This is a genomic window from Gammaproteobacteria bacterium (assembly GCA_022340215.1).
Classification (GTDB): domain Bacteria; phylum Pseudomonadota; class Gammaproteobacteria; order JAJDOJ01; family JAJDOJ01; genus JAJDOJ01.
Genome location: JAJDOJ010000069.1, coordinates 1 through 24,322 on the forward strand (window position 1 = coordinate 1; position 24,322 = coordinate 24,322).

Annotated in this window: 22 protein-coding genes; 9 read left to right on the plus strand and 13 right to left on the minus strand. The window is 61.8% G+C overall.

Going from position 1 to position 24,322, the window contains the following annotated elements:
* Positions 1-230 precede the first annotated feature (230 nt).
* The 5 genes from LJE91_05025 to LJE91_05045 are packed head-to-tail and all read left to right on the plus strand — an operon-like array spanning position 231 to position 6,232.
* Entirely contained in the window at positions 231-2,390 is a 2,160-nt protein-coding gene (locus tag LJE91_05025; protein ID MCG6868099.1) for an HAD-IIB family hydrolase, read from the plus strand.
* Complete coding sequence (locus LJE91_05030) at positions 2,387-3,223, plus strand: HAD-IIB family hydrolase (GenBank protein MCG6868100.1); 837 nt, start codon at positions 2,387-2,389, stop codon at positions 3,221-3,223. The genes LJE91_05025 and LJE91_05030 overlap by 4 nt, the downstream gene beginning before the upstream one ends.
* A complete protein-coding gene (locus LJE91_05035; protein MCG6868101.1) occupies positions 3,223-4,491 on the plus strand; it encodes an ABC transporter substrate-binding protein in 1,269 nt (422 codons plus the stop codon). The genes LJE91_05030 and LJE91_05035 overlap by 1 nt, the downstream gene beginning before the upstream one ends.
* A gap of 8 nt (positions 4,492-4,499) precedes the next feature.
* A complete protein-coding gene (locus LJE91_05040; GenBank protein ID MCG6868102.1) occupies positions 4,500-5,408 on the plus strand; it encodes a sugar ABC transporter permease in 909 nt (302 codons plus the stop codon).
* A complete protein-coding gene (locus LJE91_05045) occupies positions 5,348-6,232 on the plus strand; it encodes a carbohydrate ABC transporter permease (GenBank protein ID MCG6868103.1) in 885 nt (294 codons plus the stop codon). The genes LJE91_05040 and LJE91_05045 overlap by 61 nt, the downstream gene beginning before the upstream one ends.
* Before the next feature lie 23 nt (positions 6,233-6,255).
* Here LJE91_05045 and LJE91_05050 read toward each other — a convergent pair whose 3' ends face one another.
* The 9 genes from LJE91_05050 to LJE91_05090 form a co-directional block, all read right to left on the minus strand.
* Positions 6,256-7,407: a carbohydrate porin gene (locus tag LJE91_05050; GenBank protein MCG6868104.1), complete on the minus strand. Its 1,152-nt coding sequence runs from the start codon at positions 7,405-7,407 to the stop codon at positions 6,256-6,258.
* 477 nt (positions 7,408-7,884) lie between these two features.
* Positions 7,885-8,940: a succinylglutamate desuccinylase/aspartoacylase family protein gene (locus LJE91_05055; GenBank protein MCG6868105.1), complete on the minus strand. Its 1,056-nt coding sequence runs from the start codon at positions 8,938-8,940 to the stop codon at positions 7,885-7,887.
* A 4-nt stretch (positions 8,941-8,944) separates the two neighbouring features.
* On the minus strand, positions 8,945-9,850 hold the full coding sequence (gene rimK / locus LJE91_05060) for a 30S ribosomal protein S6--L-glutamate ligase (protein ID MCG6868106.1): 906 nt from the start codon (positions 9,848-9,850) through the stop codon (positions 8,945-8,947).
* Positions 9,851-9,853: 3 nt separating this feature from the next.
* The gene (locus LJE91_05065) at positions 9,854-10,354 is read right to left on the minus strand and encodes a RimK/LysX family protein (GenBank protein MCG6868107.1); all 501 of its coding nucleotides are present in this window, start codon (positions 10,352-10,354) and stop codon (positions 9,854-9,856) included.
* 166 nt (positions 10,355-10,520) lie between these two features.
* A complete protein-coding gene (locus LJE91_05070; protein MCG6868108.1) occupies positions 10,521-10,700 on the minus strand; it encodes a hypothetical protein in 180 nt (59 codons plus the stop codon).
* Entirely contained in the window at positions 10,672-11,043 is a 372-nt protein-coding gene (locus tag LJE91_05075; protein MCG6868109.1) for a hypothetical protein, read from the minus strand. The genes LJE91_05070 and LJE91_05075 overlap by 29 nt, the downstream gene beginning before the upstream one ends.
* A gap of 21 nt (positions 11,044-11,064) precedes the next feature.
* A complete protein-coding gene (locus LJE91_05080) occupies positions 11,065-12,210 on the minus strand; it encodes a hypothetical protein (GenBank protein ID MCG6868110.1) in 1,146 nt (381 codons plus the stop codon).
* A 320-nt stretch (positions 12,211-12,530) separates the two neighbouring features.
* Positions 12,531-13,037 carry a hypothetical protein gene (locus LJE91_05085; GenBank protein MCG6868111.1) on the minus strand — a complete coding sequence of 169 codons (507 nt, stop codon included), beginning with the start codon at positions 13,035-13,037 and terminating at the stop codon, positions 12,531-12,533.
* A 489-nt stretch (positions 13,038-13,526) separates the two neighbouring features.
* Positions 13,527-14,102: an OmpA family protein gene (locus tag LJE91_05090; GenBank protein ID MCG6868112.1), complete on the minus strand. Its 576-nt coding sequence runs from the start codon at positions 14,100-14,102 to the stop codon at positions 13,527-13,529.
* 422 nt (positions 14,103-14,524) lie between these two features.
* Between LJE91_05090 and LJE91_05095 the strand changes: the two genes are divergently transcribed.
* Positions 14,525-15,349 carry a hypothetical protein gene (locus tag LJE91_05095; GenBank protein ID MCG6868113.1) on the plus strand — a complete coding sequence of 275 codons (825 nt, stop codon included), beginning with the start codon at positions 14,525-14,527 and terminating at the stop codon, positions 15,347-15,349.
* Between the two features lie 170 nt (positions 15,350-15,519).
* On the opposite strand, the gene LJE91_05100 is transcribed toward LJE91_05095, so the two are convergent.
* Complete coding sequence (locus LJE91_05100; GenBank protein MCG6868114.1) at positions 15,520-17,961, minus strand: ATP-dependent Clp protease ATP-binding subunit; 2,442 nt, start codon at positions 17,959-17,961, stop codon at positions 15,520-15,522.
* Between the two features lie 188 nt (positions 17,962-18,149).
* On the opposite strand from LJE91_05100, the gene LJE91_05105 reads away from it, so the two are divergent.
* Positions 18,150-18,620, plus strand: coding sequence for a hypothetical protein (locus tag LJE91_05105; protein ID MCG6868115.1), 471 nt, complete (start codon positions 18,150-18,152; stop codon positions 18,618-18,620).
* Positions 18,621-18,978: 358 nt separating this feature from the next.
* Complete coding sequence (locus LJE91_05110) at positions 18,979-19,233, plus strand: hypothetical protein (protein MCG6868116.1); 255 nt, start codon at positions 18,979-18,981, stop codon at positions 19,231-19,233.
* A 471-nt stretch (positions 19,234-19,704) separates the two neighbouring features.
* Here the strand turns inward: LJE91_05110 and LJE91_05115 are convergent, their stop codons facing one another.
* The 3 genes from LJE91_05115 to LJE91_05125 all read right to left on the minus strand — a co-directional run bounded on the left by LJE91_05115 (position 19,705) and on the right by LJE91_05125 (position 20,557).
* On the minus strand, positions 19,705-19,869 hold the full coding sequence (locus LJE91_05115; protein ID MCG6868117.1) for a hypothetical protein: 165 nt from the start codon (positions 19,867-19,869) through the stop codon (positions 19,705-19,707).
* Positions 19,870-20,016: 147 nt separating this feature from the next.
* Complete coding sequence (locus LJE91_05120; protein ID MCG6868118.1) at positions 20,017-20,310, minus strand: type II toxin-antitoxin system RelE/ParE family toxin; 294 nt, start codon at positions 20,308-20,310, stop codon at positions 20,017-20,019.
* Entirely contained in the window at positions 20,303-20,557 is a 255-nt protein-coding gene (locus tag LJE91_05125; GenBank protein MCG6868119.1) for a type II toxin-antitoxin system ParD family antitoxin, read from the minus strand. The genes LJE91_05120 and LJE91_05125 overlap by 8 nt, the downstream gene beginning before the upstream one ends.
* 634 nt (positions 20,558-21,191) lie before the next feature.
* Between LJE91_05125 and cas3 the strand changes: the two genes are divergently transcribed.
* On the plus strand, positions 21,192-24,322 hold a 3,131-nt coding region (gene cas3 / locus LJE91_05130), incomplete at its 3' end, for a CRISPR-associated helicase Cas3' (protein MCG6868120.1).

The following is a 24,322-nucleotide window of genomic DNA, read 5'->3' on the forward strand; positions in this document are numbered from 1 at the left end:
CCTAGGCTCTGTTGACATTTGTCTGGGCGAGTGGATTTTCGAGGGATTTTTCGTCCTGACAAGGCGGATTCGATGCGCAATGCCGCCCCATTGCAAGTCGAATCCAACGCCGTCAGGGCGGAAAAGATCCGTAAAGCCGCCGTCCACGATAAATGTCAACAGAGCCTAGAGCCGTGCTGTCGCCTGTCCATCTTTGCGAGCCTGCCGCCCGACTGGTACAGTGACGCCGCATGCAGATTGACGACACCACCGCAACCCTCCCCTATATCGTTCTGGTCAGCGTCCACGGGCTGATCCGCGGCGCCGACCTCGAGCTCGGCCGTGACGCCGATACCGGTGGACAGACGAAGTATGTCGTGGAACTGGCGCGTGCGCTGTCGCAGCGCAGCGAGATCGGTTACGTCGACCTGCTGACGCGCCGGATAGAAGACCCCGACATCGATGCGGACTACGCCCGGGTCGAGGAACCGCTGTCGGACAAGGCCAGCATCATCCGGATCGACGCGGGACCGCCGGGCTATATCCCGAAAGAAGGGCTGTGGGACTATCTGGACAGCTTCTCCGACAACGCGCTGGCCTATTTCCGGGAACTGGGGCATACACCGACACTCATCCATGCGCACTATGCCGATGCGGGCTATGTGGGCACGCGCCTGGCCAGTCATTTCGGTGTTGCGCTGGTCTTTACCGGCCATTCCCTGGGGCGCGTCAAGCGCCGCCGTCTGCTCGCCGCCGGCCTGAAGGGCCCGGACATCGAGACGCGCTACAACATGTCCCGGCGCATTGAGGCCGAAGAGGACACGCTGGGGACCGCGGACCGGGTGGTGGCTTCCACCCACAACGAGACCGAGGACCAGTACGCGCTTTACGATGACTACCAGCCGGACAAGATGCGGGTGATCCCGCCCGGTACCGATCTGGAACGGTTCCACCCGCCCGATGGCACGGAACCCGATTCAAGGGTCGTTACCGACCTGGCGCGGTTCCTGACACGACGCGACAAGCCGATGATTCTGGCGCTTTCGCGGCCGGACGAACGCAAGAACATCTCCACCCTGGTCGAGGCCTACGGCGAGTCCGAGGCGCTCCGGGACGCGGCCAATCTGGTGATCGTCGCCGGGAACCGGGACGATATCCACGAAATGGAGAGCGGCGCGCAGTCCGTACTGACCGACATCCTCCTGCTGATCGATCAGTACGATCTGTATGGAAAGGTCGCCTATCCGAAGCACCACCACCCGGACGACGTCCCGGTCTACTACCGTGTGGCCGCGGCCTCCGGGGGTGTCTTCGTCAACCCGGCACTGACCGAACCCTTCGGACTCACCCTGATCGAGGCCGCCGCCAGCGAACTGCCCATTGTGGCCACGGAGGACGGTGGGCCTCGGGACATCATCGGTAATTGCCGCAACGGTTATCTGATCGATCCCCTGGACAAGGAGGCCATGGGAGGGGCGTTGTTGAAGGTGTTGGGGGACTCGGAAAATCGGGCCGCGCTGGCGCAGAGTGGTCTCAAGGGCGTGCGGGAACACTATTCCTGGCAGGCACACGCCGATGCCTACGTCAGGCACCTGCTTCCCCTGTCCCAGCGCCACGAACCGCGGCCCGAGGCGCCGCTGCGTCGCCGCCCGATGCTCTACCACGACCGCGCGATCTTCACCGACCTGGACCAGACCCTGCTGGGAGATCCCGGCTCACTCGCTGCCTTCGTCGGGGTCATGCGTGAGAACCGTCGCTGCGCAACCTTCGGGATCGCCACCGGGCGGCGCCTCGATTCGGCACTCAAGATCATGAGGCGCAACCACATCCCGCAGCCCGACGTGCTGATCACCAGCCTGGGGACCGAGATTCACTATGCGCCGCGTTTGACGGCCGATACCGCCTGGACCGAACACATCGATCACTCCTGGAACTCGCAGCCGATACGCCGCCTGCTTGAGGACCTCCCGGGCATCAAGCTGCAACCGAAGAGCGAGCAGGGCCGGTTCAAGGTCAGTTACTACATCGATCCGACCCTGTCGCCCTCGCTGGAAGAGATCCAGCGCCTCATGCACCAGAACGAACTGGCGGTCAACGTGTTCCTGTCGTTCGGCCAGTTCCTCGACATTGTCCCGGTGCGCGCCTCCAAGGGCTTCGCGTTGCGTTACTTTGCGGACAATTGGGACATCCCACTCGAGCACATGTTGACCGCCGGCGGTTCGGGAGCGGACGAAGATATGATGCGCGGCAACACCCTGGCCGTGGTGGTGGAGAACCGTCACAACGAGGAGCTCTCGCAGCTCGCCGACCTGGAGCGGATCTACTTCGCCCGTTCCCAGTGTGCCGCGGGCATCATCGAGGCGATCGCCCACTACGACTTCTTCAAAGAGTGCACCGTGCCCAGCGAATGACTCCGTCCCTGCTGATCTGCACCGACATGGATCGCACCCTGCTGCCCAACGGCGAGGCGCCGGAGTCTCCCCGCAGTCGCGAGTATTTCGCTGCCGTGGCCTGTCGACCCGACGTGGCGGTCGCCTACGTTACCGGTCGGGACCGGACGCTGGTCGGGGAAGCGATCGTTGAATGGTCGCTGCCGAACCCGGATTTCGTCATCGGCGATGTCGGCACGACCCTCTACGAGGTGTCCGGCGACAGTTGGCGCGCGTCGGCGGACTGGTGGAGCGAGATCTCGACCGACTGGGCGGGCCTGGACCACGACGCCCTGTGCGATCTGATCGATGATATCGAGGGTCCGCGACTCCAGGAGGCGGAGAAGCAGGGCGAGTTCAAGCTCAGCTACTACCTGCCGCTGGACGCGGATCGCGAGGCGATCCTCGACACGATGTGGGAACGGCTCGGTCAACGGGGATTGAAGGCGAACCTGGTCTGGAGCGTCGACGAGCAGGCCGGTACGGGGCTGCTGGACGTGCTGCCGGCCAGCGCCGGCAAGCTGCACGCCGTTGAATTCCTGATCCGGTCGATCGGAGTCTCCCGGGCGCAATGTCTGTTCGCCGGTGACAGTGGAAACGATCTGCAGGTGCTTGCCAGCCCGATCTTCGCGGTGCTGGTTGCCAATGCCGCGCAGGAGGTGCGCGACGAGGCGCTTGATCTCGCTGTTTCCGCTGGAAACGCGGATTCGCTGTATCTCGCCGCGGGTGGGTTCCGCAGCCTGAACGGCAACTACGCCGCGGGGATTCTCGAGGGACTGGCCCATTTCTTTCCCGCAACCGAGGACTGGTGGTGATGCGCCCGGGACGAAGGTTCCTTGCAAGCCTGGTTTCGGCCATGGTGGCGGTCTCCGTCGTGCGGGCCGCCGAGATTTCGATCTCCTGTGGCGCGGTGGGCCGGGAGCTGGCGTTGTGCCGTAGCGGCGCGGAGGCCTGGGCAGCGGCCACTGGAAACACGGTGCGTGTCGTTACCGCGCCCAGCGCCACCAACGAGCGTCTCGCGCTCTACCAGCAGTTGCTCGCGGCCCGTGCGCCCGACGTCGACATCTTTCAGATCGACGTGATCTGGCCCGGCATCCTGGGGGCCCATTTCGCCGATCTCGGGGATTTTATCGGTGAGCAGCGTCAGGCGTTCTTCCCGGAGATGGTCGCCAACGACACCGTCGAGGGACGCCTGGTCGCGATCCCCTGGTTTGCCAGCGTGGGGATGCTCTACTACCGCAAGGATCTGCTGGACGAACACGGGCGGAAAGTCCCGGGAACCTGGGCGGAACTGGGCGAGACGGCCCGAGGGATTCAAGCCGCCGAGCGCGGGCAGGGCAACGCGAAGATCTGGGGTTATGTCTGGCAGGGTCGCGCCTATGAGGGCCTCACCTGCAATGCACTGGAGTGGATCGACAGCCACGGTGGCGGCACGATCGTGGATCCTGACGGGAAGGTCACGGTCGATAATGCGCATGCCATCGCTGCGGTGGAGCAGGCGGCTGATTGGGTCGGTACGATCAGCCCGAAGGGTGTGCTCAACTACGCCGAGGAGGACGCCCGCGGTGTGTTTCAGCCGGGCAACGCCGTGTTCATGCGCAACTGGCCGTACGCCTGGGCCCTGATGCAGGCCGAGGACAGCCCGGTCCGCGGCAGGGTCGGTGTCGCGCCGTTGCCGGCGGGTGGGGAAGACGGTCAGCGGGCTGCGACCCTCGGCGGATGGCAACTGGCGGTCTCGCGCTATTCGCGTCATCCGGAGCTGGCCGCGGACCTTGTCCTGCATCTGACCTCGGCGGCCGAACAGCGGCGTCGCGCGATCGATGCCGCCTACATCCCCACGAGGCCCGCGCTGTTCGAGGACGCGGAGGTCCTCGAGGCCAATCCGTTTTTCCGCCTTGTCGCCGAAACGCTGCCCGACGCGGTCGCCCGCCCGTCGGCGGTCACAGGGGCGGCCTACAACCGCGTCAGCAACCAGTTCTGGAATACGGTACACGGTGTGCTTGCCGGGCGTGTCTCGGCCTCTGCAGGCCTCACGAAGTTGCAGCGCGACCTGAACCGGTTGAAGCGACGTGGCGGGTGGTGACCAGCGGCATGGCGGGGGAAGGCGCCCGGGTCGCCTGGTGGCTGCTCGCCCCGACGCTGATCGTGCTGGCGCTGGTTGCCGGATGGCCGCTGACGCGGACGATCTGGTTCAGCCTGACCGATGCACACCTGGCAGATCTTGCCCGGGCGCGTTTTGTCGGTCTGGAGAACTACCTGGCGCGCGACGACGGCGGGTGGTTCGGTGTCATTGCCGATCCGCTCTGGTGGCGCGCCGTGCGCAATACCTTCGTCTTCGCGTTCGTATCCGTGTCCCTCGAGACCCTGCTGGGTCTGGTAATCGCCCTAATGCTGCAGGCGCGTTTCCCCGGGCGGGCCCTGGTGCGTGCGGCCGTGCTGATTCCCTGGGCGATCCCCACCATCGTCTCCGCGCAGATATGGGGCTGGATGCTCCACGACCAGTTCGGCCTGATCAACGACCTCCTTCTGCGCGTCGATCTGATCGACCAACCCCTGGCGTGGACCGCCGATCCGGGTCTTTCCATGGGGGCGGTCATCGTCGCCGACGTCTGGAAGACCACGCCCTTTATGGCCCTGCTGTCGCTGGCGGCCCTGCAACTGGTGCCCGGGGAGTGCCTGGATGCCGCGCGCGTCGACGGGGCGGGTGCGTGGCGGACCTTTAGGTACGTGACGCTGCCCCTGATCCTGCCGGCGCTCGGGGTGGCGGTAATATTCCGATCGCTGGACGCCCTTCGGATCTTCGACCTGATCTACGTCCTGACACCCGGCAGCGAGGATACTATGTCCATGTCGGTCTTCGCGCGGCAGCAGCTCGTGGACTTTCAGGACGTCGGCTACGGGTCGGCGGCCTCTTCGCTGCTGTTCTTCTTCATCGCTGCATGCACGATCGGCTTCATGGTGCTTTCCCGCCTGCGCCCATTGCAGGGTGTGAACCGGTGAGACGCGGATTCGCACGTATCGGGTTCGTTGCGCTCACCCTTGCGATCGTCCTGTTCGCGGTCTTTCCTTTCTACTATGCCATGGTGACCTCCCTGAAGACCGGCACGGCCCTGTTTCGGGTGGACTACCTGCCGAGAGCCCTGGATTGGGACAACTACCGGGCGATCTTCCGCGACCAGCCCTTCGGCACCAACATCCTGAACTCGGCGATCGTTGCGGCCGCAGTGGTGATCGCATCGCTGGGACTGTCGTTGACCGCGGCCTACGCCCTCGCCCGGAAGGCGTTCCAGGGACGTGGTCTGTTGCTGATGACGATCCTCGGTGTGTCGATGTTCCCGCAGGTGGCGGTGCTGTCCGGGATGTTTGAACTGGTTCGGGGGTTGGGCCTGTACAACCGCCTGGGTGGCCTGATGCTGAGCTACCTGATCCTGACCCTGCCGTTCACCGTCTGGGTCCTGACCACGTTCACCCGCAAGCTGCCGGTGGAACTGGAGGAGGCGGCGGTTCTGGACGGGGCGGGGCCGCTGACCATCGTGTTTCGCATATTCCTGCCACCGCTTGCCCCGGCCGCGGTGTCCACCGGTCTGCTCGCCTTCGTGGCCGCCTGGAACGAGTTTCTCTTCGCCCTGACCTTCACGCTGACCGACGATCAGCGCACGGTACCGGTCGCGATCGCCCTGATGAGCGGCGCGAGCGAATTCGAACTGCCCTGGGGCCAGATCATGGCGGCCTCGGTGGCCGTCACGCTGCCGATCGTGGCGCTGGTGCTTTCCTTCCAGGGCCGCATCGTGGCGGGGCTGACTGCCGGGGCGGTGAAGGGGTAGGCATTGGTTAATCCTCCGATTCATTAAAACTCGGCGGCAAGGCGCAGTCCGACGATCCAACCCTCGGGATTCTCCTGGAGTGGATCGATCGTAATGAGTTCATCCTTCATGTACTGGAGATCTGCGGTGATGCCGATGTGATCGTTGAGGCCGAGGCGGTAGTAGACCTCAAAGACGTCCGTGCGCTCGATGTCGAGGTTGCCACCGGGCAGGTAGGCATAAGCGATGCCGATGTTGTCAGGCTCCCGCCCCCAGGCACTGCCGTCGAAATTGAGCCCGCCCGAATAAATGGCCTTGTAATTGACGGCCCCCTGATCGGCCTGCCAGCCAAAGCGCAGGAAAGCGCCGAGCGCCTCCCCGAACCCCTGGTCGAACGAAAGCAGGACCGCCTTGCGGCGCTCATCCGTCGTGTCCGATGGATCGACGAAATCCTCGCTTGTCCAGTCGACCAGCACCTTGTAGTGACCCTCTCCCAGAGCAGAGTCAAGGGTGACACCCAGCTCCAGGCCATAGTAATCGAAGTTGTTGCCCGCCTCGTTCTCGCCCACATTCATGTAGACGCCGCGTAGCGCCCACGGGCCGATCTCCCACTCAAGGGCAGCGCCGATATCGTACGAGGGCAGAAAGACATTGGCGGCGTTCGTGAGCGCTTCGTTCATGAACTGGGTGTATTCATCGTTGGCATAGGCGACCCCATCCAGGTAGTCAGTGGCATCGATACGGCCAACCGTCGCGTGCAGGCGCTGAGCGTCGGTCAAGTTGAAGGTGTGCCTGTACCAGCCGGTTAGCAGGTAGTCGAGGTTTCGGCCGTTGATGTCCTTGACGTCGTCTTCCAGGTCCGCAGCCCAGGGTGCGAGCGTCCAGGGCGATACGGGGTTGAGGCCATTGCCCGCGGCGAAGCCCAGCTTGAAGAAGAACTCGTTATCGTCATTGGGGTGGAAGCTGATCTCCGGCTGGAAGGGCATGGCGCCGCGGCACTCGTTGTCGAACTCGTCCAGGGAGCCGTCCTCGTCATAGGTCGCCGAGGGCAGCCGGGCGGAGACGATCTGACACTGTCCTGCAGCCGCAAGCACACCGCCAATGGATAGCTTGTCGTTTACGTCATAAGCCAGTGCCGGAAGTGCCGTGGCAAAAAGGGTCTTTGCCACCAGCAGGCGGAAAAAGATCGTTCGCATGTCACCGATTTCTCGTGCCGCTTCATCTGATTAGGAAAGCGGCCTGCCTGGGGAGCCAGGAGAGCTGCGTTCCTGCCTGAGCGTGTTCAGGAGAAACGAATCATAATGATATGGCACGCGAAAGCAAGTGCGAATCATTCGCATTATTGCTTATAGTCCCATGCGGTCCATTCGCCGATATCGCTTCGTGTTTGATGAACCGTTACTGGCCGCGTAGTTTTGCCTCGGGGTCGCGGATCTGACACAGATCCGCGCTGGGGTCCTCAATTTCGACCGGGGTAGCTTATCGTCCCGTGGCGGTGTTGCGATTCCTTGCAATAGAGCGGCTATTCCGCGTCATCGCGCCTTGCCACGAAACGAATAGGACACACACTTTCTCGTGAAAACCTGTCCGCGACGGGTATAACCAACCGGGTAATCCGGCTGCGGCCGGGTTATTCAGGCTATTGCCGGAACAAGTACTCGCGACGCCCTTCGTTAGCTGACCGGTAGTTCGTCGGGCGGAAAATTGTCGGATTCCGGACCGATCTCGGTCTGGAACTGCTCGACGGCCTCGGCCACCGTGTCGGGTCTGCCGAAACGGGCGATGTGATACAGGGCCTCCCCCTCGTTGACCAGAGGCAGGTTGACCTTGCCGATTACGACTCCCGATACGGGTGTCAATACGGGAGCTTCGTTCTCACCCAGGGGATCGGCGATCAGCCCGAGGCAATCGTTCCTGCTGACCCTGGCGCCGAGGGGTTTGACGGCACGCAGAATGCCGCTCTGCGGCGCCCGGGCCCATTGGCTGGAGCGTGCCACGACCGGTTCCGCGCGGTGCCTGCTCCTCGGGCGGGACGATGCGCGCAACATGCCCAGTTCGCGCATGACGCTGATCACACCGCGTACTCCGGCGCGAATCACCACTTCGTCGAAACGCAGCGCCTCGCCGCCTTCATAGACGATGACCGGCACGCCCAGTTCGCTTGCTGCGTCGCGCAGCGACCCGTTCCGGATCTGGGAATTCAGGATCACCGGACTGCCGAAGGCCATGGCCATTCGCTCGACCTCCCCCGTCTCCTCGAAGGTGCCGCGAATCTGGGGCAGGTTCTCCCGGTGTACCGACCCGGTGTGCAGGTCGATACCATGAGTCGATTTGGCCACGACCGCCTCGACAAAGGCATTGGCAAGACGGGCCGCCAGGGAGCCCTTTACCGAACCGGGAAAGGAGCGGTTCAGATCGCGACGATCCGGCAGGTATCGGGACTTGTGCACGAAGCCGTAGATATTGACCAGCGGCACCGCGATCAGTGTTCCGCGAAGGTGCTTCAAAGATGGTGAACGGATCAACCGACGGATGATCTCCACACCATTGATCTCGTCGCCGTGTATGCCGGCGTTGACGAACAGGCAGGGGCCGTCGCGCTGGCCGCGAACCACCCGGGCCGCCATCACCGCGGGCATGTGGGTGAAAAACTGCGGCAACTGCAGCTCCACCGTCTGCCGTGACCCGCGGCCGATCTCCCTGCCCCCGATGGTGAGTACAGCGGTCAACGGTTTATCCCCGACCGCGTGTGCGGGTCCTTCCCAGGGCAGCGTTTTTCTCGATGAACTGGATCATCATCCCGGCGACGTCCTTGCCGCAAGCCGACTCGATACCTTCCAGTCCCGGCGAGGAATTGACCTCCATCACCAGCGGGCCGTGATTGGATCGCAGCAGGTCGACACCGGCCACGTTGAGACCCATCGCCCTGGCGGCGCGCACCGCCGTGGAGCGCTCTTCCGGTGAGATGCGGATCAGGCTGGCGCTGCCGCCACGGTGCAGGTTGGAGCGAAACTCCCCGGGTTTGGCCTGGCGCTTCATCGCGGCCACGACCTTGTCACCCATGACAAAGCAGCGGATGTCCGCGCCACCAGCCTCCTGGATGTACTCCTGCACCAGGATGTTGGTCTTGAGCCCCATGAAGGCCTCGATCACACTCTCTGCGGCTTTCTGCGTCTCCGCCAGCACGACGCCGATCCCCTGCGTACCCTCCAGCAGCTTGATCACCAGCGGGGCGCCGCCCACCATCTTGATCAAGTCCTGAATGTCATCCGGCGCATGGGCGAAACCGGTGACCGGCAGACCGATCCCCTTGCGCGAGAGCAGCTGCAGGGATCTCAGTTTGTCACGGGCACGGGTAATGGCAACCGATTCGTTGAGCGGATAGGTGCCCATCATCTCGAACTGGCGCAGAACGGCAGTGCCGTAGAATGTTACCGAGGCCCCGATGCGGGGAATCACCGCGTCGAAGTCCGACAAGTCCTCGCCTTTGTAATGAACCGTAGGACGATGAGACGTAATGTTCATGTAGCAGCGCAGGACATTGACAACCTGCGGCTCATGGCCCCGTGCGGTCGCCGCCTCTACCAGACGCTTGGTTGAATACAGTTTGGGATTGCGTGAAAGAATTGCGATTTTCATGGTTCAGCTCTTAAATTTATCGGGTATCAGGTCAGGATATGCCTTGCGAAGGTTGGGCCTCTTGCCGACTCGATAGGAAGCCGCCGGATCCACGATAATCTTCCCGACCATGGCGGTGCGGCCGAGCAGCATTCGGAAGAGCATCGAATCGCGGTCGGTCAGTGTGATCTCCGCTGGCCATTCCGTGTTCCCAACACGAATCGAGGTTTCGATCACCCAACGTCGCTCCCGATGACCGCCGGAATCGCTAACCACCCGCTGGTCCAGCAATTCCGCAGTACACGTCACAGCCAGGTCGTGGCGCTGCTGTAACGGATGGACCCCGAAACGCACGTAGCTCTTCCCCTTGCGAATGAATCTCTCTGCAAAGAAGGTATGCATGGCCGAGGTTCGTGCCCCCGTGTCAACCTTGGCCTTGATGGCGGGGATCTGGAGCTTCGGTAGCGACAACCACTCGCGCCACCCTACGACAAGTCTCGTATTCTCCCTGGTCGTATGCGACATATCTTTCGAAGATCCGTTGCGAAAGCCACTAGTTTGTCGAGATCCCTCGGGTTCGGTCTCGAATTTCCCGGACAACTACCCGAGTCTAGACGGTTGGCCCTAAACCGTATTCGATGTTGCCGCGTGCCGTTTCGTTCTTCAAGCGGGTAGACGGAGAACTCAAAGGTCACACCGGCAAGCCCGGGAATCCACGATCCATGATCGAGTGGCCATCGGAGGTGAGCCCGAACCGGGCTATGCGGCGAAGGCAGAGGGGACCCGCGTTGGCGAAGTACAGCGATCCGCCGAAGCGCATCACCGAAATCTTCGGGCTGGTCTCACGCGGATGGACCTCGATGTCGCGCATGGTGCCGCCCTGGTATCGCGAGAGCACGGCGAAAGGGGGGGCGGAGTCTGTGCCATAGAAAAAGGAACAGGCCGACTTCCGCGAGGATACCCTTGTCCAGATGCGGGGCGCATATCAGCGTCAGAACAAATGTTACCACCGCCACGACCCCATCGTGAGCTTGGGTCTTCCAGGCGTGGATGATTGGCTTGATCTTGATCAATTCGATGATCGCCATGATGATGACCGCGGCAAGTGTTGCCACCGTCAGGCGATACCGTGGCGGCGTCAGCCACTGCAGCGTGGCCATCAGGCCCAGCTCTGTGACGATAGAAGAGGATCCCGCCTGTGCCCAGACGTTGATATTGACCGCGGAACGTGGTCCCTACTCACCCGGGATGGCCACCTCCCGGGCGTCACTCATGAGTCGGATCGCGTTTTCGAGATCGATCTGGTCGGGATTCTCGGCACTCTGTGCCTCAAGTTTCTCGAACAGATCGTCCTGCTCGAGGATGCGGTTCTCACCGTCCGCGTGCTGAAGATAGGCCGCCCAGGGGATGAACTTGGTCAGTGGGAAGAGTCGCTCGTCGGTGGGCGAGATGTCGATATTCAGGCCAGAGATGAAGAACACCCGTGCGCCGCGATAACCGGGTGCCCGCAGAATGCTGCGGTAGGTCCGGTCGAATTCGACCTGCGTGTTGACCTTTGCGGCGACCAGCAGGGGCGAGCGCGAGGCCAGAATCCAGGGCATCACGGTAAGCAGGTTCTGTTCCAGGTGCCCACGTCCCTCTTCGTCCCCCTCGATCGTCCGGAGAAAGTAGCACCAGTGCGGCAGCAGCCTGTCCCCGATCGGACGCGTCGCGGATGCCTGTGCATGCTGGTCGAGGTGCTGAGACAGTTCCGGGGAGGCCAGAAAGCACCTCGACGTACTGAAGGCGCGCACCGGATTCAATATGCCGTTGGCGTCGGGCGTTACGAGACGGTCCAGATGCAGGAACAGGCCCTCGTCGCGCGTCTCGTCGAGGAGCTGGTTGTCAATCGTGATCGTCCAGTTTCCGTCGTTGCGCGAAATCAGGATGTTCTCGCGGGCGAACCGGTGTTCGGCGTCGTACCAGGAAAGCACGCTGTCCACCTTCCCGCAGCTCGAGCTCAGGGTGCAGTCGTCGGTCTGCATCCGCTTGTAGACGCCGTAGGATCTGGTCTCCGGGTTGTAGCCGACATGGCTCGCCTGGATGATAACCAGGTCCTTGCCGTGCTCGGCGTGGGGGCCGTGCCGGTCGGTCGCGACGACCCCGCCGACCATACCGTGGTTGAACGGAAAGGCGCAGAAGTGTTTGGCGATGAGAATGACAGGGTAGCCCTGACTCTCGTCGGCGCAGAAGGCGCGAGACGGCATGATCTTGCCGGCCTGGAACCCCAGCGACTTGCAGAGGTTGTAGAGTTTGGGCATGAACACGCTATAGCGCATGATCCTGCCCTCGATCCGGAAACTCGCTATCGAGGCCAGCGGGTTACTGTTTGTGCGATACATGCCTTTCCTTAATCTTTCAGATACTGTTGTCGGGATTCCGGCAAGGGTCTGTCGGCCACGGGGTCAGGGCTGCGGTGAAGCCCTGCGGATCGAGGCGCCGGCTGCTCGAAGGGTGAATCTCCATCGCCGCGGCAACCATTTACCTGGGATGACAGGCAATATCAAGACCGCGGTTCGTGACCTGGGGAAATCAGGCCGGCACTCGTTCGGGATGTCGTCCGGGTTTTCATGCTCCTACCATAACGGCAATGCCTGCGACCTGGTACAGTACGTGTGTAGCGGCGACGAGCTGTTGCACCGCGTCGAGCGAGGGGTCTGGGTCAGAACCGGCCCCTGCGGGCCGGAATAGGGAAGCTGTTGGAAACCGGCCGCGACGGCGTTTCACCGCCTTGCAGCGTGCCCCAGCGCCGGAAGGCGAATGCCTTTAGAACAGCCCCTCGCCGCGGGTGAAATAGAGTACGGCGGCATCCAGCACCAGCGCGATGCCCACCAATCCGAGTATCAACGGCATCAGGAAGGCGCCGGCGCGATCCACCTTTACCGAAGGCCTTCGGCGGCGTCAATCGCTCCACCGAGGGCCCTGACTTCTCCTGACCGTTTCCACCACGGCTTCGCCACGCCACCCAGAAGAGCAGGACGCCGACCAGCAGGGCGATACCAAAGTCCAGGGGCTCCGGGTTGGACAGGCGCCGGGATATGGTTTCGAATGCGAACGCCAGGGCGATGCCGAAGACGAGATACGCGACGGTATGGCCGAGTAGCACGGCGATCGAATCGCCGATCGATCTGTCTGAGCCGACCGCGTAGGCCATGAACGCGAACAGCACCGGGTTGACGATGTCCGCCAGCAGGATGGGAACCAGTACGCCCAGAGTTCGAGCATATCGTCAGAAACCGGTCAGGGGGCGACGATCGAGATACGGCATGGCATTCCCTGGCCAGATCGTCGCCCCCAGATTGCCAGCGGACTGCCTCGACCCGGCGGTTCTCGGCCTGTCCCTCCTTGGTGTCGTTGGAGGCGATACGTCGAGCCCGGTTTCAGCACCAGTAGCATGCCGGATCCGCTTCGCTTGATCCGACCTACGGTTTTTCCGAGCTTTCAGCGAGTCATGACATCGCGTCGGGTGGAACAAGCATGCCGGATCCGCTTCGCTTGATCCGACCTACGGTTTTTCCTTGCTTTCAGTGAGTCATCACATCGCGTCGGGTGGAACAAGCATGCCGGATCCGCTTCGCTTGATCCGGCCTACGGTTTTCCCGAGCTTTCAGCGAGTCATGACATTGCGTAGGGTGGAACAAGCGCAGCGGTTCCACCGTCATGGGTGTCTGCGGAACCCAACCGGAAAGAAGACCGCGGGGCCGAGATCAGGTCCTCTGAGCTTGTCCGCTGGTGCACCAGTCTGCACCAGGTAGTTGCGAACGGCCTCCGCGCGGTGCACGGACAGGTCCATGTTGTACTTCGGATTGCCGGTGCTGTCGGTGTGACCGATGATGATGCCTGCATAGGCCGAAGAGAGTTCCGGGCGGATCTGGCGGCGATAGTCCTCGATGGCGGCCTTCCCCTCCTCGGTGAACTCCGCGCTGTCGAATGCAAACAGCGCTGCGGCGGGAATCACGAATGCCGAATCGATGCCCGATGGAGCGCCTTCGACGATCTCGACCTGTGCGTCGAGGGTGACGCTGTCGCAGCCGATGACGCTCGCCATTTCCGGGGTCCAGTCCCGGGTGTGGACGCACTCGCCGGTGCCGCTGCGCACGATGTTGCCTTCCGAGTCCGTGACGTAACCGGGGACCTCGACGCGTGACTGGGCGTGCATGATGCCTGCGGTCAGCAAGGCGGAGGACAGAAATCCGGTCAAGAGGTAACGCGGGGCTCGAGTGGACAGCGGCATGTGAGTTCCCCTGTTTGTGATGTTTCCGATCGATCAATGGTCGTTAAGTCTTCGAGTTTCATGATGGTTTTCATCCCCCATCATGAACAGATCTCCTTCCGGCTTCAGACTCATTATCATGTTAGAAATACCACCCTCCCTTCAGACTCATTTCATATTGGACAAGGCTTGGTATAGCGATTTCGGGAAAAGTGGCGCACTATTACGTCCGGGCAGGGTTCTACCTGTTACTCCGACGCAGATCATTCCCTCAACGATTTCCCCTGGGTCTTGACCGCTGCCGACGTTCCGGGATGCTGCCTGTCGCGCGACCTACGCCATTGGTCCGGATGAATGCCGGGTTGACCCGTCTGCCGTCGACCCGATCATCGGGACCCCATTTCTAAAGACGATTCAATGAACCCTTACAAAGGTGACAAGCGATGATTCAATTACGCAAATCCGGCGGTACGCTACTGGCAGCGGCCATTCTCGGGACCGCCATCTGTTCGAGCAGCGCCTATGCGGGCGGCATGGGCATGGGAAGCAGCCGCGGGCCGGGCTACGGTTACGGCGGGGGACCTGGTTACGCCGGGGGACCCGGTTACGGCGGACCTGGTTACGGCGGACCCGGTTACGGGGCGGGCCCGGGTTATGGACCTGGACCGCAGGCCGGCTACGAACAGGCCCCAGTCGAGGCTGAGCCGGGACCCGGCGGAAGTGGTCCGGAAGCGGCTTTAGATCCCGGGACCGACACGGAGCTTGCTCCGGGCGGGGACGCGTTAGCGCCCGGGTATGGCCCGGGTCCAGGGGCCGGCTACGGACCGGGTCCAGGGGCCGGCTACGGGGCGGGTCCAGGGGCCGGCTACGGGCCGGGTGCAAGGGCCGGTTACGGGCCGGGTCCGGGGGCCGGCTGCGGGGCGGGTCCGGGGGCCGGCTGCGGGGCGGGTCCAGGGGCCGGCTGCGGGGCGGGTCCAGGGGCCGGCTGCGGGGCGGGTCCAGGGGCCGGTTACGGGCCGGGTCCCCGCTACGGGCGCGGAACACGCGGGTTCTATGGCACGGGTTATGGTCCGGACGAGGGAAGCAGGTCCGGAATGGGTATGGGAGGTGGACCTCGTGGTCCCCGGTACGGTTATCCGGGCGGCTTCGGTGATGAACCCGGTTACGGGTATGGTCCGGGGGAGCGAAGCGGATCGGGAATGGGGATGGGGGGCGGACCCCGTGGTCCCCGAGGCGGTTACCCGGGGGGTATGGGCGGTCGCTGGTAAAGCGGTAAAGGGAGGGGGTCGGTTACCCACGGGTAGTCGATCCTTTCCGCCGACGAATGCAAATCAACCGGTTTCCAGTCGCGTTCGACCTTAGGCGATTTCTGTCAAATGACATACCATCCATTCGAACCGGTTGACCCCGGGTAGGATTCTGGTCCACGGGTTTTTCGTCAGCGTACCGTGAGGCGGATCTTTTCGCCCGTCAGCCCGATGTTCACCCGGCTGCCGTCGGGGCATTTTCCCTTGACGATCATCATCGCCAGCGGATTCTCCACCTGCCGCTCCACCTCGCGCCGCAAGGGCCGGGCGCCATAGGCCGGATCGAATCCGTCCCTGGCCAGCTTGTCGATCACGGCGTCATCGACGGCGAGCGTGATCGACCTGTGCCGCATGCGCGCTTCCAGTTCCTCGACGAACATAGCGGCGATCTGCTTGACCTCCTCGCTTTCGAGATAGTGGAACACGATGGTGTCGTCCAGCCGGTTCAGGAACTCTGGCTTGAAGAACTTCTTGACCTCACGCAGGACCAGCTGTCTCGCCTCCTTGTAGTCGGGCGTTTCCGAGCGCATGAAACCGACAGGGCGCTTGTCCGGTGACAGCGCATCGGTACCGAGGTTGGAAGTGCCGATCAGGATGGTGTTGCGGAACGAGACCCTGCGGCCCTGGGCATCGGTCAGTTGCCCGTCCTCGAGCACCTGGAGGAGCATGTTGAACACGTCGGGATGGGCCTTCTCAACCTCGTCGAGCAGTACGACGGTGTAGGGGTTTCGCCGTACTTTCTCGGTCAACTGCCCGCCCTCTCCGTAGCCGATGTACCCGGGGGGTGCGCCGATCATCTTCGAAACCTCATGGCGCTCCATGTACTCGGACATATCGAGACGCACGATGCGCGACTCGTCGTCCAGCAGGAAGGCAGCCAGGGCGCGGGCCAGTTCGGTCTTTCCGACACCGGTGGGTCCGAGGAACAGGAACGACCCGATCGGGCGTGATGCCGAGGTGACCCCGGCCCGGTTGCGCCGGATGGCGTCGGCGACGGCCCGTACCGCGTCTTCCTGACCGACGATGCGCTTGTGCAGGTTCTCTTCCATGCGGACCAGTTTGTCCGCCTCGGTTTCCACCATGCGTGCGACGGGGATGCCGGTCCAGCGCGACACGACGTACGCGATGTCTTCTGCCGTTACCGAAGCGTCTTCCTTGCTGCGGTCTGCCCGCCATGCCTCTCTGGCGTCCTTGAGCCGCTTCTCGATGGTCAGGATGTCCATCTGCAGGCGGGCGGCCTTCTCGAAGTCCTGATCGTTGAAGGCGCCGGTCTTGTCGCGGGACAGCCTCTGATGTTCCCGTTCCAGTTCCCGGATGCCGCGCGGAATCGAGACGGTACGGATGTGTTTTCGTGATCCCGCCTCGTCCAGCAGATCGACGGCCTTGTCGGGAAGGCGCCGGTCGGAAATATAGCGTTCCGAGAGTCGTGCCGCGGCATCGATCGTGGTGTCCTCGTACTGGATCTGATGATGCCCTTCGTAACGCGGTGCGATGCCCTTGAGGATGCGTATCGTCTCCTCCACGTCGGGCTCACGGATCAGGATGGGGTGGAAGCGTCGCTCCAGCGCCTTGTCCTGCTCGATATAGCGGCGATACTCGTCGAGCGTGTCCGCCCCGATGACCTGCAGGCTGCCCTGGGCCAGCGCGGTCTTGAGCAGGCTGGGGGCATCGAGCCCTCCGGCGCCGGCGCCTGACCCGACGACGGTGTGCAGCTCGTCGATAAACAGGATCACCTGACCCCTGGCCTTGATCACGGCGTCGCGGACGGACTTCAGGCGTTCCTCGAATTCGCCCCGCATGTTCGCGCCCGCCACGATCTCCCCCATGTCCAGGGACAGCAGGCGTTTGTTGATCAGGGTGTCCGGTACGTCGGCCTCGGCGATGCGCTGGGCAAGTCCTTCCACGATAACCGTCTTGCCCACGCCGGCCTCTCCGATCAGGGCCGGATTGTTCTTCCTTCGCCTTGAGAGGGTCTGAACGACCTGACCGATTTCTTCTTCGCGGCCGATCACCGGATCGAGCTCGCCGGCGCGCGCCTGTTCAGTCAGGTCGCGGGTGTATCTCGTAAGGACGTCCACCTCGTTTTCGGCGTCAACGCTGCCGATGGTGCGCCCGCCCCGGAGTTTCCCCAGCGCATCCCGGGCCTTCGCGCTGCGTAGACCCGCCTCCCGCAGAAATTCCGCGGTGTAGCCCGCTTTCGGATCGAACAGGGCTAGGAACAGTGTGCCGGTCGAAATGTACTGGTCGCCGAGTCGGTTCGCCTCTTCCCGTGCCGCCCGCAGGACCTCGGCGACCTCCTGAGAGGCGACAATCTGGCTTGCCTGTACGGGCGCGGCCCTCTGGTAGTGCCGATAGATCTGGCTCTTGAGCCCGGCGATGGTCTCGACGGGATTCGGGACTATCTGCTCGAGCACCTTCACCACTTCGGAGTCCGGTTGCGCCAGCAGGCCGAGCAGGAGGAAGTCCGGCGTCAGGACGTTCTGTTTCTGCGCGACCAGTTCGGCCACGGCGATCTCGATCGTCTGGCGGACCTTGTGCGTGCTCTGCTGGATGTAACTCTGGAATAGGTCCATGTCGGTCGCACCGGATTCGACGTCGAATGCCCAGCCCGCCCGCCGGCGGATACCAGGTCCTTGGAGAGTCTCGGCCTACAGAATCTTTGACAGTGTAAACAGGGTTGCGGCGGGCGTGCGACCCCAGATGAGGCAGGGTCGAAATTGCCTCAAGTCTCGCGGTGAACCACAAGTCATTGGTGCATCGATTGATCACAGCGAAAAGCCCGGCGAAGGCCCGTATCAATCGCATTTCCGCGGGTTGTCGATTTGTTTCAGTTGTTTCAACTGCGTCGGCAATTTCCTACTTTTTCTTTTCGCCCGCCGCGCTGTCGATCACACCGAAGCGCTCGGTCATTGCATCGAATGGAGGCTTTCGCGACTACACCCTCACGGCGACCTACAGCTCTCCGGCGACGGCTGCAGGCGTTCAGGAGATCAATATCCGGGAGGACGACTTCTTCGACGAGATCCTGGACGCGAGCGTCCTGGTCAGTTACGACGCAGGGTCAACCGCAGGGACCGGCTCTTTCCGTCTGCTTTGCGTCAGTACTAGGGGCATCCTGGTCGGCGACGATAACCGATCCGAGGAAGAGGACGAGTACGACGTCTACGCCGAGTATGGAAATTTTCTCGCCCCGGATATCCAGAGTCCCAACGTCAAGATTCAGTGTGAGTAGGACGAAAACGACGCGCGAGTGAGGGTCGGCCAACTGAAACGGAGTTTTTCTCCTTCCCCCTTGAGGGGGAAGGTCGGGATGGGGGTGGGCTTATACGGGAGAGTATGAGTCGGTTGATGGTACCGATTTTCCCTACCAGGGTAAGGCGAGCTGATTCCCGAGAGGTATTCCACGATACATACGTCTTCATATTGCTGACGGCCTTTACCGTGAATGGCATCGGTGCCGAGGCAGTCGCGGGTGATTGCGTTCCGACAGAGAAACAGGTCCTCGGCACACACCACAAGCCGGTCGACCGCCAGACCGGCGATATCGGCAAGGGTCTGGTGATCAGCGGGCGCGTGCTCTTGGCCGGCGGTTGCGCCCCATTGCCGGCGCACGTATCGAGCGCTGGCAGGCTGATCGCTCAGTGGGCTATGTGGATCGGATGCGGGCATGGCCGCCGTGCGATGAACAGGGTAACTACCGCCTCGGGACCGAATGGCCGGGCGCCCCGGTGCCGCATATCCTTTCCATCGTCACCGCGCCGGGTCACAAGCGGCTCGTCACCCAATGGTTCGGCGACGAACCCATCGAAGACATCGAATTCGATCTCGTACTCTCTACCGAGTAAGCACAGGGTCCTGGATGGTTCCCCCCGCCGGCAGGACTGGATTGAGGATGATGATGGCGAAGAGGTGGCGCCGGCTCACCGGACGGTTGCATGTGCGCTGGGGTATCGTATAGACCGAATAGCGGAAGGGCCTCCCGATGTTCTTTCCGACCGGCGTTGCATCGTCTGACGGCAATCCCCGCTCGAACGACTACAATGCATCGGGTATCCAAACGATTCCCTGACGATGGGCCGGTTCGATCACATTTGCGCATTCCACCTGATACTGGGTAACGCGCGCTACCCGGTTCCGCGCGCACGTCTGGAAAAGGAGCTCGAATGTTCCCGGGCGACCATCAAGCGCATCATCGAGGGATGCGACTGTTGTCGCGCCTTGATGACGAACGAAAATCCGGCGCAATCTGGTATGCCATTTTCCGGCAATCGCCTAAAAAACGAGGCTCCCCTCGCCCATGTGTACGCTATCGACCGTCAGCGCAAGGCTTCGGATATCCGGCACCCTGTATGGGCCAGCACCAAGCACAGCGTGCGCACGTCCGGGCGCTCTTGCTGTCCTGCTGCCGTGATAAAAAGATCGAGCTCGTCGGCGTTCAGATATTTGCGATTTCCATCACAAGTGAACAGTTCGTAAGCCATCTGTTCACCCTAACGCAAGCCGCGCGGAAATCAAGCCTTAATTTTATACGCCGGCGACGACCTGGCTCAGAGCTGCCTGCACAGAAGTAAGTGAACACTATGAATGCATTCTGTTCACCCGCCAGACTGGGACTTATTCCATGCTGTTTACAAATGCCTTGGCGCATCCATGCTTTTATGCAGCACCCGGACAATCAGAATGTCCCGCAGCTCCGGCATATAAAACACGACGTGGGATTGATACTCGTAACGGCGCAACTCCGGCGCAAGGTCAAGGCTGGCGCTACGTCCAAACATGGGATTATCGGCAAGGTTCTGAAAACAGGTGTTCAGCCCATCACGGTAACGGCGGGACTGTTCTATTCCGAAGGTTGCAATCGTATAGTCAGCGATCTCGGCAAGGTCATTTTCGGCGCTTTTGCTCAGTCGATATTCAGCCATTCTTCGCTCTATAGCGTTTTTCTGCTTCTTCCCAAATATCGCTTACGGTCTTGTCGCTTATACCACTGTCCAACCCTTCCTGAAGCGCCTGTTTCAACGCTTTGAACTTGGCGTTTTGCTCTTGATCGCGGCGCACAAGATCACGAATATATTCGCTGTCGTTCGTGTACTCGCCCGCCGCAATCTGCGTTTTGATCCACTGATCTTGCTGCTCCGTTAAGGTGATCGTCTTTCGAGTAGTTCCCATATTGGCCTCCAAGAAATGGTCAAAAATCATACTATTGGTGTAGAGTGGCACTATTTTGCGCCCTCGAAAACAAAAAAGCCACTCGGAGGTGGTATTTCCATACTCACGAGCATCCCAACAATTTGCAGAATATAGGGGTCAGACCCCTTTTTTCTCTTCATTTCGCCCTTTGTCATTCTCGAAATCAGTTTTTTGCACAGCACTGACGAATTTCATGAAAACCCCTACGAGCAAGAAGAACGACATGTCAGATCCATTGAAGGATGGTAGGGCTAATGGTTCGGTCACGCCCTCGACCGCATTACTGAATCGAAGGCTTGGTTCCTCGCCCACTCCTCGGATGCTGACGAGATTCGAAATCGAATTACTGCGGAAAAGCGAGAGGGAGATCGCACAAGTGACGCGTGATCTGCTGGCACGAGGGTCTCGCTGAAAGCGGCTTGGATGCCGCTGCCCACAGGCAGTTCTCCCGTCTAGTCTCGGTGGCAGACGGAGGCGCATCGTGATTATTTACGAGAAGAAAAAGGTACATTCCAAGTCCTATCGGCGTGTCGTGAAGCGTAGGGACCACGGGCTCATGGGCTGAGCCACGACACCTGTCGGGTCGAATACGCAATCCGGGAGAAAGCAAAAAGTGGCCAATGATACGGATTACGCCTCCATATTCTGCTCTGCGTTTCGTGTTGACCGTGCGCCGACACCATATCCGTATCAGCAGCACCTCGCGAGCGGGGTGTGGCCTGATTTTCTCGACATACCTACGGGTCTCGGCAAAACGGCCGCGGTCACACTGGCCTGGCTGTTCAAGCGGGGATGGCGGACGGGGGAGCGATCGGGCGAGCCCGACGTAGATACACCACGCCGCCTGGTCTGGTGCCTGCCCATGAGGGTGCTAGTAGAACAGACCGAGAAGAATATTCGGGCCTGGCTGGATAACCTGGCGATCCTTGGCGAGGCCGGAGATGGAAAGATCTCTGTGCACGTTCTCATGGGTGGTGAGCGCGATCTGAAGACGTGGGTGGAATACCCGGAAGAGGACATGATCTTGATCGGCACGCAGGACATGTTGCTATCGCGAGCCCTGATGCGCGGATATGGCATGAGCCGGTACCAATGGCCGGTACATTACGCGCTGTTGCACAACGACTGCTTGTGGGTCTTCGATGAAGTGCAGCTCATGGGTGTGGGGCTGGCGACTTCGGCACAGATCGAGGCCTTCCGGCGTGCCTTCCCGCTCGGGAAGACGAGTCGTTCGCTTTGGCTGTCGGCAACCCTCAACCCGGAATGGTTGCGCACTATCGATCTCGCCCCCCATCTAAGCGACTTCTCCAGATGCGAATTGAGCGACGCCGATTGCATCCAGGCGCAAGATCGTCTCAATGCTAGAAAAATCTTGAAGAAATCAGAGGTTACACTCACCGCCGATAGCACGAGCAGGGGCGGTGCCGTCGCCTATCTCCAGGATCTGTGCGACGCGGTGCTGGCCGCCCATACCGCGGATTCACAGACGCTGGTCATCGTGAATCGCGTGGATCGCGCCCAAGGCCTTTATCGCCTGTTACGCGAGCGACGCGGACTTGCTCAGGATCTGCTGATCCATGCCCGCTTTCGGCCCCCCGAGCGTCGCACCACCGAGCGCCGGCTCGAGGAGGAGTCCGCCATCGACCGCATCATAGTCGCCACTCAGGCGATAGAGGCGGGCGTGGATATCTCCTCGAAGGTCCTGTTCACGGAACTGGCCCTCTGGGCCTCGCTTGTGCAGCGTTTCGGCCGCTGCAATCGCTATGGCGAGCACAATAGCCAGGGTGGCGCCCAGGTGTTCTGGATCGACGTCGCTGATGACGCCGAAAAGCTTGCGCTACCCTATACAAAGGAGTCCCTTTTCGCGGCCCGAACGAAATTGGCGCATCTGACTGCGGTCGGTCCAACCGACTTGCCGGGCGTAGACGAACCGGCCCCCCTTGTCCCGGTGTTGCGCCGCAAAGACCTGTTGGATCTATTTAACACCGACCCGGATCTGTCCGGTTTCGATGTCGACGTCTCCGACTACATCCGTGATAGCGGCAATCCCGGGCTGCAGATTTTCTGGCGCGACGTGGAGGATCCGAACCAGCCCGTGCCTCAGCCGGCGCCGGACAGGGATGAACTCTGTCCGGTTTCCATCGGCCAGGCCAAGGCGCTGCGCAAACGCAAACGTATCGCCTGGCGTTGGGACAGCCTCGCGGGTAGTTGGGAGAGACTCGAGAATGACCCGCGTCCCGGCATGATCCTGCTGCTCGCGGCCAAAGAGGGGTGCTACGATGCCGGGCTTGGCTTTACTGCCGACGCCAAGGGGGTGGTTGCGGTATCAGAGCCCACCATCGAAACCCGTCACGAACACTATGATGCCGATTGGCGATCGAGCACCCGTATCCCCGTCGCTCTGGTCGATCACCTGGGTCACGCAGCCCGTCAGGCCCAACATCTTTGCGCGGCCGTTGGCGAAAAGAACTTTTCCTTGCAAGTCATCCGCGCCGACCGCTGGCACGACCTTGGCAAGGCCCACGAGATCTTCGATGCTTCCATGCATCGTTGTGATGACGCCCCGAAAGGCTATCTGGCCAAATCCAACTGCCTGGGCCCGATGCGCCATAGGCGCAAGCACTTCCGCCATGAACTGGCTTCCGCATTGTCCTGGCTTTCTCAGCATGATCCGCCCGGCACGGCCGATGCGCAGGTCGATCTTGTCGCCTACCTGATCGCCGCACACCACGGCAAGGTCCGTATGAGCCTGCGTGCCATGCCCGATGAAAAACCGGCGCCAAACGACGCCCGCTTCGCACGCGGCATCTGGGAAGGAGACGTCCTACCCGCCCTGACATTCGACGGAGAATCGAGCAAGGAGGTCACCCTCCGACTGTCACTGATGGAGCTGGGTGAAGGGAAGCAGGGACGCTCCTGGACCGCCCGCGTCCTCGATCTGCTCGACGAGCACGGGCCGTTCCGCCTGGCCTGGCTGGAAACCCTGGTGCGGATCGCGGATTGGCGTGCCTCGGCGAAGGAGCAGCTTGCTCATCGACGGGACCTCGGCGAGAATCTCCATCATGGACTGGAAACTGAACATTCAGCGCTGGCGACAACTGGATCCCGAGCAGCAACGCCGGATTCGCCTGCGCAACATTCCCCGGAAGGTCGCCCTCAGCATGGCCTTCGAGGGCGAACCGGTGGGTCTGCAGATGCTGGAACGCGAACTGCGACGCCTGACCACGCAACCCGACAGATAGAGACCAGTCTCGACGTTATCAGCTACGCCGAGCTCGCTCCCCATCTGGCATTGCGGGTCGAACAGACCGCCGTCGCTATCGCGAACGGTGAATTCGACGACCTACCCCTCGACGACAATCTTATTCGCGAGTTGCACGGTCGTATCTGCGGCGATCTCACCCCGCAGTTCGCCGGTCGTTGGCGCAATATCAACGTCCTGGTAGGGACCCACGAACCACCGGCAGCCGCGCTAGTCGCGTTGAAGATGCGCGACTTTGCAGCCGATCTTCACACGCGAATCCAGAATCTCCCGCCGCAGCCTGATGACCAATGGCTGGAGACGCTGGCCTTCGCCGAGGGCCGCCTGCTCAGCGTTCACCCCTTCCAGGATTTCAACGGTCGCGTGACCCGTCTGTTCCTGGATCTGTTACTAAAGCGCCTGAACCTTCCGGACATAGAGGCTATTCCGTCATACGGACTGCCCACCGAGGAATACCTAGCAGCACTGCAGGCAGCCGATCG

Bases quoted from the DNA above. Each gene is read 5' to 3' on its own strand.
- LJE91_05025 (MCG6868099.1), top strand. From the start codon at position 231: ATGCAGATTGACGACACCACCGCAACCCTCCCCTATATCGTTCTGGTC.
- LJE91_05030 (MCG6868100.1), top strand. From the start codon at position 2,387: ATGACTCCGTCCCTGCTGATCTGCACCGACATGGATCGCACCCTGCTG.
- LJE91_05035 (MCG6868101.1), top strand. From the start codon at position 3,223: ATGCGCCCGGGACGAAGGTTCCTTGCAAGCCTGGTTTCGGCCATGGTG.
- LJE91_05040 (MCG6868102.1), top strand. From the start codon at position 4,500: ATGGCGGGGGAAGGCGCCCGGGTCGCCTGGTGGCTGCTCGCCCCGACG.
- LJE91_05045 (MCG6868103.1), top strand. From the start codon at position 5,348: ATGCACGATCGGCTTCATGGTGCTTTCCCGCCTGCGCCCATTGCAGGG.
- LJE91_05050 (MCG6868104.1), bottom strand. From the start codon at position 7,407: ATGCGAACGATCTTTTTCCGCCTGCTGGTGGCAAAGACCCTTTTTGCC.
- rimK (MCG6868106.1), bottom strand. From the start codon at position 9,850: ATGAAAATCGCAATTCTTTCACGCAATCCCAAACTGTATTCAACCAAG.
- LJE91_05065 (MCG6868107.1), bottom strand. From the start codon at position 10,354: ATGTCGCATACGACCAGGGAGAATACGAGACTTGTCGTAGGGTGGCGC.
- LJE91_05070 (MCG6868108.1), bottom strand. From the start codon at position 10,700: ATGCGCGACATCGAGGTCCATCCGCGTGAGACCAGCCCGAAGATTTCG.
- LJE91_05080 (MCG6868110.1), bottom strand. From the start codon at position 12,210: ATGTATCGCACAAACAGTAACCCGCTGGCCTCGATAGCGAGTTTCCGG.
- LJE91_05090 (MCG6868112.1), bottom strand. From the start codon at position 14,102: ATGCCGCTGTCCACTCGAGCCCCGCGTTACCTCTTGACCGGATTTCTG.
- LJE91_05095 (MCG6868113.1), top strand. From the start codon at position 14,525: ATGATTCAATTACGCAAATCCGGCGGTACGCTACTGGCAGCGGCCATT.
- LJE91_05100 (MCG6868114.1), bottom strand. From the start codon at position 17,961: ATGGACCTATTCCAGAGTTACATCCAGCAGAGCACGCACAAGGTCCGC.
- LJE91_05115 (MCG6868117.1), bottom strand. From the start codon at position 19,869: ATGGCTTACGAACTGTTCACTTGTGATGGAAATCGCAAATATCTGAAC.
- LJE91_05120 (MCG6868118.1), bottom strand. From the start codon at position 20,310: ATGGCTGAATATCGACTGAGCAAAAGCGCCGAAAATGACCTTGCCGAG.
- LJE91_05125 (MCG6868119.1), bottom strand. From the start codon at position 20,557: ATGGGAACTACTCGAAAGACGATCACCTTAACGGAGCAGCAAGATCAG.